At 70.5% G+C, this 8,799-nt stretch carries 11 protein-coding genes; 5 read left to right on the top strand and 6 right to left on the bottom strand.

From position 1 onward, the window contains the following. Positions 1–37: 37 nt before the first annotated feature. The 5 genes from J7E88_RS23500 (at position 38) to J7E88_RS23520 (ending at position 4,576) form a co-directional block, all read left to right on the top strand. Positions 38–1,273 carry a MurT ligase domain-containing protein gene (locus J7E88_RS23500; RefSeq protein ID WP_215184253.1) on the top strand — a complete coding sequence of 412 codons (1,236 nt, stop codon included), beginning with the start codon at positions 38–40 and terminating at the stop codon, positions 1,271–1,273. Positions 1,274–1,310: 37 nt separating this feature from the next. Then, positions 1,311–2,039, top strand: a complete 729-nt coding sequence (locus J7E88_RS23505; protein WP_215184255.1) for a type 1 glutamine amidotransferase — start codon at positions 1,311–1,313, stop codon at positions 2,037–2,039. 186 nt (positions 2,040–2,225) lie between these two features. Continuing rightward, entirely contained in the window at positions 2,226–3,251 is a 1,026-nt protein-coding gene (locus J7E88_RS23510) for a 6-phosphofructokinase (RefSeq protein WP_215184257.1), read from the top strand. A 127-nt stretch (positions 3,252–3,378) separates the two neighbouring features. Further along, positions 3,379–4,329: a cytochrome c oxidase assembly protein gene (locus J7E88_RS23515; protein WP_215184259.1), complete on the top strand. Its 951-nt coding sequence runs from the start codon at positions 3,379–3,381 to the stop codon at positions 4,327–4,329. 88 nt (positions 4,330–4,417) lie between these two features. Beyond that, positions 4,418–4,576 carry a hypothetical protein gene (locus J7E88_RS23520; RefSeq protein WP_215184261.1) on the top strand — a complete coding sequence of 53 codons (159 nt, stop codon included), beginning with the start codon at positions 4,418–4,420 and terminating at the stop codon, positions 4,574–4,576. A gap of 23 nt (positions 4,577–4,599) precedes the next feature. Here the strand turns inward: J7E88_RS23520 and J7E88_RS23525 are convergent, their stop codons facing one another. The 6 genes from J7E88_RS23525 to J7E88_RS23550 form a co-directional block, all read right to left on the bottom strand. Next, positions 4,600–5,019, bottom strand: coding sequence for an SSI family serine proteinase inhibitor (locus J7E88_RS23525; RefSeq protein ID WP_215184263.1), 420 nt, complete (start codon positions 5,017–5,019; stop codon positions 4,600–4,602). Between the two features lie 395 nt (positions 5,020–5,414). Then, positions 5,415–5,765: a PRC-barrel domain containing protein gene (locus J7E88_RS23530; protein WP_215184265.1), complete on the bottom strand. Its 351-nt coding sequence runs from the start codon at positions 5,763–5,765 to the stop codon at positions 5,415–5,417. 90 nt (positions 5,766–5,855) lie between these two features. Next, entirely contained in the window at positions 5,856–6,833 is a 978-nt protein-coding gene (locus J7E88_RS23535; protein ID WP_215184267.1) for a hypothetical protein, read from the bottom strand. Between the two features lie 182 nt (positions 6,834–7,015). Further along, entirely contained in the window at positions 7,016–7,378 is a 363-nt protein-coding gene (locus tag J7E88_RS23540; RefSeq protein WP_215184269.1) for a hypothetical protein, read from the bottom strand. A 125-nt stretch (positions 7,379–7,503) separates the two neighbouring features. Further along, positions 7,504–8,193, bottom strand: a complete 690-nt coding sequence (locus J7E88_RS23545; RefSeq protein WP_215184271.1) for a class F sortase — start codon at positions 8,191–8,193, stop codon at positions 7,504–7,506. A 175-nt stretch (positions 8,194–8,368) separates the two neighbouring features. Further along, the coding region (locus J7E88_RS23550) for a hypothetical protein (RefSeq protein WP_215184273.1) at positions 8,369–8,799 on the bottom strand (431 nt) is incomplete at its 5' end.

The raw sequence follows: 8,799 nt of genomic DNA on the forward strand, positions 1-8,799 counted from the left end.
GGCTGGCTCCCGACCGATGCTAGGAGGATCAAGGACGATGTCAGGCAACTCGGAGCTGACGCCGCGAGCCAAGCTGGCCGTTACGGCGGGCAAGGCCGCGGCGGCGGTGTCGCGCGCCGCCGGGCGCGGCAGCGGATCGGTGATCGGCGGCCGGGTGGCGCTCAAGCTCGACCCCGACCTGCTGGGGCGGCTCGCGCAGCACCTGGACGTGGTCCTCGTGTCGGCGACCAACGGAAAGACCACCACCACGCGGCTGATCGCGGAGGCCCTGCGCGCCAGCGGACCGGTCGTGTCCAACGCGCTCGGCGCCAACATGCCCGCGGGCATCACCTCCGCGCTGGCGGGCGGCTCGGACGCCAAGTTCGCTGTGATCGAGGTTGACGAGAAGTACCTCGCCGGTGTCGCCAGGGACGTCACGCCCAAGGCCATCGCGCTGCTCAACCTCTCTCGCGACCAGCTGGACCGCGCGGCCGAGACCCGGATGCTGGCCGAGAAGTGGCGTGAGGGCCTCTCCGGCACGAAGGCCACGGTGATCGCCAACGCCGACGACCCGCTGGTCGTGTGGGCCGCCTCCTCCTCCCCCAATGTGGTCTGGGTTGCCGCCGGCCAGGAGTGGAAGGACGACGCCTGGTCCTGCCCGTCCTGCGGCGGCGTGATGCAGCGCCCGGGTGACGACTGGTTCTGCGGCGAGTGCGGCTTCCGCCGCCCCGCGCCGAGCTGGGTGCTCAGCGGCGACCACGTCCTCGACCCGCACGGCTCCGCCTGGCCGATCCACCTCCAGCTGCCCGGCCGCGCCAACAAGGCGAACGCGGCCACCTCGGCCGCCGTCGCCGCGTGCTTCGGCGTGCCCCCGCAGGTCGCGCTGGAGCGCATGTACCAGGTCCAGGCCGTCGCCGGCCGCTACGACGTCGTCTCCTTCCTCGGCCGTGACGTCCGCCTGCTGCTCGCGAAGAACCCGGCCGGCTGGCTGGAGACGTTCTCGCTGATCGACCCGCCGCCGACACCCGTGATCCTGTCCGTCAACGCCCGTGGCGCGGACGGCACCGACACCTCCTGGCTTTGGGACGTCGACTACACCCGGCTCGCCGGGCACCCGATCTTCGTGATCGGCGACCGCAAGCTCGACCTCGCGGTCCGGCTGGAGGTCGCGGGCCTGGACTTCCGCGTGTGCGAAAGCGTCGACGAGGCCGTGCAGACGGCCCCGCCGGGACGCATCGAGCTGATCGCCAACTACACCGCCTTCCAGGACGTGCGCCGCCGCGTCGGCAACTGAGCGACTGACGACGGACGGACGAAAAGGACTTATGAGAATGAACAACAGCAGTCTGCGTCTGGTGTGGGTGTACCCGGATCTGCTCAGCACGTACGGCGACCAGGGCAACGCGCTCGTCGTCGAGCGCCGGGCCCGGCAGCGGGGTCTCGACGTGATGCGCATCGACGTGCGCAGTGACCAGCCGGTGCCGACCTCGGGCGACATCTATCTCATCGGCGGCGGCGAGGACCGCCCGCAGCGGCTCGCGGCCGAGCGGCTGCGCCGCGACGGCGGCCTGAGCCGTGCGGCCTCCAACGGCGCGATCATCTTCTCGGTCTGCGCCGGTTACCAGATCCTCGGCCACGAGTTCATCAACGACCTCGGTGAGCGCGAGCCGGGCCTCGGCCTGATCGACGTGGTCTCCACGCGCGGCGAGGGCGCCCGCTGCGTCGGTGACGTACTGGCCGACATCGACCCGCAGTTGGGACTGCCGCAGCTGACGGGCTTCGAGAACCACCAGGGCATCACCCACCTCGGCCCGACGGCCAGGCCGTTCGCGCGCACGATCCTCGGCCGTGGCAACGGCACCGGTGACGGCACCGAGGGGGCGTACAACGACACGGTCTTCGGCACCTACATGCACGGTCCCGTGATGGCCCGCAACCCGCAGATCGCGGACCTGCTGCTGAAGCTGGCCCTCGATGTGAACGCGCTGCCGCCGACCGACGACCGCTGGTTCGAGGCCCTGCGCGAAGAGCGGATCCGGGCCGCGACCCAGCCCGCCTGACGCGCGCTCCGCTCAGTCGAGCACACATCCTGACGACCCTTCGCTCAGCTGAGCGAAGGGTCATGGACGCGGTCCCACCTGTCGGACGCCCGTTTCTGACCGGCCCCTGAACGCCGGTAGGGTGGCGGGGATCCAACCGGACGACGTGGTCCGGGAGTCGGCCCACGTTGTAAAGGTTTTCGGGCTATGCGCATAGGTGTGCTCACCTCCGGCGGCGACTGCCCCGGTCTGAACGCCGTCATCCGTTCCGTCGTGCACCGTGCCGTCGTCGACCACGGCGACGAGGTCATCGGATTCCACGACGGCTGGAAGGGCCTCCTGGAGTGCGATTACCGCAAGCTTGACCTCGACGCGGTGGGCGGCATCCTGGCCCGCGGCGGCACGATCCTCGGTTCCTCCCGCGTCCAGCCCGCGCATCTGCGCGACGGCGTGGAGCGGGCCAGGGGCCATGTCGCCGATCTCGGTCTCGACGCGATCATCCCGATCGGCGGTGAGGGCACGCTGAAGGCGGCCCACCTGCTGTCCGAGGCCGGTCTGCCCATCGTGGGCGTGCCGAAGACGATCGACAACGACATCGCGTCCACCGATGTGACCTTCGGCTTCGACACGGCCGTCGGTGTCGCGACGGAGGCGCTGGACCGGCTGAAGACGACGGCCGAGTCCCACCAGCGGGTGCTGATCGTGGAGGTCATGGGCCGGCACACCGGGTGGATCGCGCTGCACTCGGGCATGGCGGCCGGCGCCCACGCGATCGTCGTCCCGGAGCGCCCCTTCGACATCGAAGAGCTGACCACGCGGGTCGGCGAGCGGTTCTCGGCAGGCAAGAAGTTCGCGATCGTGGTCGTCGCCGAGGGTGCGAAGCCGCGCGAGGGCTCGATGCGCTGGGACGAGGGCGGCAAGGACATCTACGGGCACGAGCGGTTCGCGGGTGTGGCCCGCCAGCTCTCCGTCGAGCTGGAGCAGCGGCTCGGCAAGGAGGCCCGCCCGGTGATCCTCGGCCATGTGCAGCGCGGCGGCACCCCCACCGCGTACGACCGTGTGCTCGCCACGCGGTTCGGCTGGCACGCGGTGGAGGCGGCGCACCGCAGCGAGTTCGGGATGCTGACGGCGCTGCGCGGCACGGACATCGTGATGGTGCCGCTCGCGGACGCGACCCGGACGCTGAAGACGGTTCCGGCCGACCGGTACGACGAGGCGGAGTGCGTGCTCTGAAGCACACCTGAATCGGTACAGGAGTGAACGAACTGCCCCCGGTCGCAGCTGCGTCCGGGGGCAGTTCTAGTCTGGTGCGGCAAGCGGACAACCCGCACGAATCAGGAAACCCTCCAGGAGTGCACAGATGGATCACAGCGGACACGGCATGACCATGGATCTGCCGCCGTTCACGCTGGGGCGCGCCCTGGAGTTCTCACCGGACTCCTTCTTCCTGGTCGCCTGTCTGGTGGCGCTCGGCCTGTACGGGTGGGGCGTCGCGCGGCTGCGCGGGCGTGGGGACGCCTGGCCGGTGAGCCGTACGGTCTGGTTCACCGCCGGTGTGCTCAGTGTCGCGCTGGTGATGTGCACCAAGCTGAACGACTACGGCATGGTCATGTTCAGCGTGCACATGGTGCAGCACATGGTGATCAGCATGCTCTCCCCCATCGTGCTCCTGCTGGGCGCTCCGATCACGCTCGCGCTGCGGGCGCTGCCGGTCGCGGGGCGGGGCGGCAAGGGGCCGCGCGAGCTGCTCCTGATGCTGCTGCACAGCCGGTACATGCGGATCGTGACCCATCCCGCGTTCACGATCCCGCTGTTCATCGCGAGCCTGTACGGGCTGTACTTCACGCCGCTGTTCGACTTCCTGATGGAGTCCAGGACCGGCCACATCGTGATGATGCTGCACTTCCTCGCCGTCGGCCTGGTGTTCTTCTGGCCGATCATGGGCGTGGACCCGGGACCGCACAGGCCCGGCTATGTGATGCGGATGCTGGAACTGTTCGCGGGCATGCCGTTCCATGCGTTCTTCGGCATCGCGCTGATGATGGCGACCCAGCCGATGGTCAAGGCGTACGAGAATCCGCCCGCGTCGCTGGGCATCGACGCGCTCTCCGACCAGAACGCGGCGGGCGGTATCGCCTGGGCCTTCAGCGAGATCCCTTCCGTGGTGGTGCTGATCGCGCTGGTCTTCCAGTGGTACCGCTCCGACCAGCGGCTGGCCAAGCGCCGGGACCGGGCGGCGGACCGGGACGGTGACAAGGAGCTGGAGGCGTACAACGCGTATCTCGCCTCGCTCCAGGCCCGCAGCCGCTGACGCTCCCGTTCTTCGCGGGCCGGTAGCGCAACGCCCTCCTGACGCGCGACCATGGTCCCGACGGCCCGGCCGTCGAAGGAGGGCGCGCATGTCCGGTTCGACGAAGGTCATGGGAGTGCTGACCGTCGGGTCCCTCGTGGTCGTGACGGCCTATACGGCGGCGCTCGGCAGCAACGGCTGGCTGTGGTTCGGCTGGGTGGTTCTCGGCCTGCTCACCATGGGGGTGGTCGCCTCTCGCAGCACCTGAGGCGCGGATCCTGACCGGGGCCGTCAGAAGCGGTAGACGGCTCCGGTCGCTGCGGCCAGTTCGCATGCGTTCGGGAAGGTCTTGTGCCAGGCGGTCGGACGTCCGCGCCAGGTGCCGGTGGCACTCACCGTGACCGGGTCGTACTGCTTCGTGCACGGATGCGGTTCACCCCGCAGCCGGTCGAGGTCGCCGCGCGCCTCGTCCAGGGCGGCGCAGGCGCGCTCCGCGTCGGGGTGCGGGCCGCTCGGCTCGGGGCTGCACCGCAGAAGCACTCCCCGGATCCAGGTGTTCTCCGCTCCGGAGACGGTGAGGAACAGACCGCGGGGCAGGGCCGGCTTTTCCGCGCGCTGCGGCGCCTGGGACGCCGTGGCGGGGAAGGCCGAGGGGACCGCTGCGGCGACGGCGAGAAGGGCCGCTGCGGCGACGGCTGCGGTGCGGTGCATCCGGTGCCTCCTGACGGGGGGAAGCCGGCATGCGGCCGGCACGGGCGTGGCCTGCCATAGAGCACCGTTCCGCGCGTCGCGCCGCAATGCGCCGCGCCGACCCGTAGTGCGTACGGGTGCGCCGGATTGGCCCGGACGGCTCCGCTCACGCGCGCCACCCTCCTCGTGCCGTTCCCGAGCGCGATGACGGACGCCGCCCGCCGTCGCCCGCACCGCGGTGCACCGGCCCGGCGCCCCGCACGTTCAACTGCACCGACGGGCGCGAGGGCGGGCAGTGCGACGGCGACGGCGACGTACCTGGCGCGCGGCCGGCCGCGTTCGTACGGCGAGGGCGGGGTGACGGTCACGGTGCCGCAGCTCCGGCACCGTGACGATGGAGGCGGTGGGCACGGCCGTCACATGTGGCGGTTCGCGTAGTAGTGCTCGATGAGCTTGAGGTACGTCAGGTCCTCCTCGTGCCTTCCGCTCTCGAAGGGCGGCGAGTCCTTCACCTCGGCCTTGGTGCAGGAGAGATGGACGACCTGGTCGCCGGTGTCGATCCGCGCGACGAGCCCCGCGGGCAGCAGCACACGCCGGCCGAGGATCCACGGCCCGGTGTCCACGACGAGGTAGGACCTGCCCACCTCCTCGGTGTGCCGGTCGATCTTTCCGATCGAGCCGTCGGTCGCCTCGACCGCGTATCCGACGAGCTCTGCTCCGGGCACATAGGCGGCGGTCTCCGGGTAGCCCCAGATGTCAGCACCCATGATGGCCTCCTCGCATGCCAGGCACCCCCGTTCCGCAGGCGGGTACCCGAGTGCGTCCCGCTCACACCGCGTGCCGATCCTCACCGGGAGTCAGTGCTGATGGCCTGGCGCTTCCTCGCTCCCGGCCGACGGCTGCCCGGCAGCGGGCCCCCCGGCGTCGAGCGTGAAGGCGGCGGTGCGGACCTTGCCCTCGTGGCGGAAGTCGAGGAAGAGGCGGTAGGCGCCCTTGCTCGGCGCGGTGGCGGTGAACGAGATCTCCGGGCCGGACTCGGTGGTGCCGTCGCCGGGCTCGCCGTTCGGATGCACATGCAGATAGGCGAGGTCTCCCGAGCGCAGGGCGACGAGGTGCCCGTAGGCACCGAGGTAGGGCTGCAGATCGGTGACCGGCCTGCCGTCCTTGGCGACCGAGAGGACCAGTTCGCGGCCCGCCCCCGGGCGCAGGTCGCCGCGCAGCGAGACCTGATAGCCGTCCACGGTGGCGGTGGTGCTCCGCGCCGGCAGCGGTTGGGGCTCGGCACGGCCGGAGACGGCGAGGTCGGCGCCGAGTGTGAGGCCACGGGCGCCCTTGGTGGCCGGGGTGAAATCGGCGAGGACGCGGTAGCCGCCGGCCTCGGGCAGCCGCACCGGTACGGACCAGGTGCCGTCGGCCGCCCGCACGGGATGCAGATGCCGGTACGTCGTCAGATCGCGCGAGGCGACGATCAGGTGCAGCTCCTTGCCGTGCTCGCGGCGGTACGCGGTGACGTTGCGCCCGCTCTTGTCGTCCACCACGGCGAAGCGCAGTTCGGCTGCCCTGCCCGCCTCGACCTGCTGTGTCCGCAGGTCGAGGGTCAGGCCCGCTTCGGACACCTGGAGTCCGCCCGGCGGCAAGGACACACTCCCGGCTTCACGGGCGTGCCCGCTGTGGCTCGCACCGTCCTTCTCCTGGTCCCCGGCGGCGTGCCCGCCCTGCTCGGCCGGCTCCGCCTCGGCCACCACGGGGCCGATGCCCCGGCCCACGCCGTAGGCCGTGCCGAAGGTCGCCGCGAGTACCGCCGCGAAGGCCGTGATCTTGACGCCGGTGTTCATGACTCACTCCTCGATCAGGGCCGACCATCCGCGATGACCCACACCATACCCCCAGGGGGTATGGTGCTGCAAACAAAAGAGGCAGCCGGGAGTCCGTACCGAGAGGGGGTACACACAGGAATCATTCACGGCGACGCCGAGGCGCCATCCCCGCAGGCATGGGGCCTCTTCAGGACACTCGCTCAGGCCGCCCAGGCGGGGCGCGTCCCGGCCATCGCGTCGAGCGCTTGGCCGGTCCGGGCGAAGACGACGAGCCGGGTGCCGCCGACATCCGCGTTCGCCTCGAGCAGGCGCCGGGCGGGCGCACTGGGCGTCACGACCGCCATCAGCCCATCGAACCGACCGCACAGCACGTGGGCCCGCAGCACCGTGCTGAGCATCCCCGCGCTCACCTCGGGCGCGGAAAGCACGATCACCACCGGGGCCGGCAGATGGACCTTGACCAGATGCGTGATGTTGCGCGCCACAGCGACGTGATGACCAAGGCTCACGTCGTCGTCGATCGTGATCAACAGGACCCCGCGCTCGATCGTGTGGTGCAGCATCACGGGCCTCCGATGCGCTCGGCCGTTTCACGCCCTTCACCGCTGTGAGGCTGCCCACTACGGCGACGACGATGCGCCCTCCCGCGCACTCGTCACCGCCTGCTGCGCCCCGGCCCGGCAACGCCTCAGCCCTTCCGCACCGAGTCCAGGTGAGCGAAGACCACCAGGTTCTCGGGGTAGTCCTGCGCCTTCTTGTCGTACGTGCCCGCGCAAGTGATCAGCCGCAGCTGTGCGTCGGGGGTGTCGGCGTACACGCGCTTGTCGGGGAAGTTCGACTTCATGAAGCTCTCGACGGAGTCGACGACGAAGGTGGCGACGGTGCCGTCCTCTCGGGCGATGTCGACCTTGCTCCCCTTCTTGAGCACGCTGAGCTGCAGGAAGACGGCAGGGCCGGTTTTGGTGTCGACGTGACCCGCGACGATCGCCGTGCCGCGTTCGCCCGGCGAGACGCCCTCCTGGAACCAGCCGACCAGATTGCTGTTGTTCGCCGGCGGTGCCTCCAACTGACCCTTGGAGTCGATGGACAGGCCCATGAAGGGCGCGTCGACGGCGATCTCCTTGATCTTCAGCCGTTTGGGTTTGGCGCGCGGCAGCGCCGTGCCCGGCTTCTCGGCGGCGGGGGCCGGCGTGTCGACGGCTGCGGGCGAGGAGGCCACGGGCTGGACGGCAGGCTTGGCGTCCGTCGTGGTGTCGAACGAGTTGAAGACCAGCATGAAGCCCAGAGCGACGGCCGCCGCAGGCCAGAGCAAGGCGCGTCCGAGGGAGCGGGGGGCGGCTGTGGTCGGCGACTGCACAAGGGGTGGCTGCGCGGACATACGGGGTTTGTACCTTTCACTGCCGTGACGACGTGACGACGGGCGAGGGCGGGGGGCCATCCGGTGCGGTGCACGGCCGCGGCCGCGGCCCGGGCTCGGAGACGCCGACGCCGCGGCCGCCGTCCCTGAGGGCGGCGGCCGCGACGGGTCGTGGGCCGGGCACGGCCCGGGGGCGTCAGGCCGCGGCGGAACCGTTCACGCCACGACGGCGCAGCATGTACGCGCCGGCACCGAGGCCGCCGAGCAGCAGGACCGATCCGGCGGCCAGACCACCACCGGAGAGGGCCGTGCCACCGCCGCCGGTGTGCACCCCACCGTGCGGCTTGTCGTGGTCCTCCTTGTCCCACTTCTTGTCACTGTGGTCTTCCTTGTCCCACTTCTTGTCGCTGTAGTCGTCCTTCTTGTCGCCGTGGTCGTCCTTCTTGTCCGAGTAGTCGTCCTTCTTGTCGCTGTAGTCGTCCTTGTCCTCGTCGTCAGCGACGACACGAGCCAGCGCGCCACCACCGGTGTGCACCCCACCGTGCGGCTTGTCGTGGTCCTTCTTGTCCCACTTCTTGTCGCTGTAGTCGTCCTTCTTGTCGCTGTAGTCGTCCTTCTTGTCGCTGT

It is taken from the genome of Streptomyces sp. ISL-10 (genome assembly GCF_018614575.1).
Lineage (GTDB): Bacteria > Actinomycetota > Actinomycetes > Streptomycetales > Streptomycetaceae > Streptomyces.